The organism is Gilvimarinus gilvus (assembly GCF_030518155.1).
Classification (GTDB): Bacteria; Pseudomonadota; Gammaproteobacteria; order Pseudomonadales; family Cellvibrionaceae; genus Gilvimarinus; species Gilvimarinus gilvus.
This window is the reverse complement of the sequence record NZ_JAULRU010000321.1, coordinates 1-406: the sequence shown is the minus strand read 5'-3', so window position 1 is coordinate 406 and position 406 is coordinate 1. Positions and strand designations below refer to the sequence as shown.

1 protein-coding gene is annotated in these 406 nt (G+C 31.5%); it reads left to right on the top strand.

The window, feature by feature from the left end:
• Positions 1-260, top strand: a 260-nt coding sequence (locus QWI17_RS05625; RefSeq protein ID WP_302721536.1) for a LytR/AlgR family response regulator transcription factor, incomplete at its 5' end; no start/stop codon positions are given.
• Positions 261-406: the final 146 nt, after the last annotated feature.

Below are 406 nucleotides of genomic sequence, written 5' to 3'. Positions count from 1 at the left end.
AAGCGGATGATAGTTATTGTACAATTTTTACCGAAAAAGAGGCGTACATGGTAACTAAAACGCTGAAAGAGGTAGAAAACTTGATTGATCAAACCAATTTTTTTCGTGTTAATAGATCATATTTAGTCAATATTAATTTTGCTAAAAAATTTGATAAACGAAACAATTTATTGATTCTTAATTGTCATCCAAAAGACGGCGAATCAAATCTGCCTGTGACTTCTTTGGGGTATAAAATTTTATCGAATGTGGTTGCGTAACTTCATTTTTTTACTTCTTTTATTTCTTTGCTCTCATCAACTTTCTGCGCAATATGTTTTGACAAAACAATACACGTACGAAAATGGTTTGCCTGCCAATGAGATTTTGAGTGTCTACAAAGATTCTCGAAAAATTTTATGGGTTG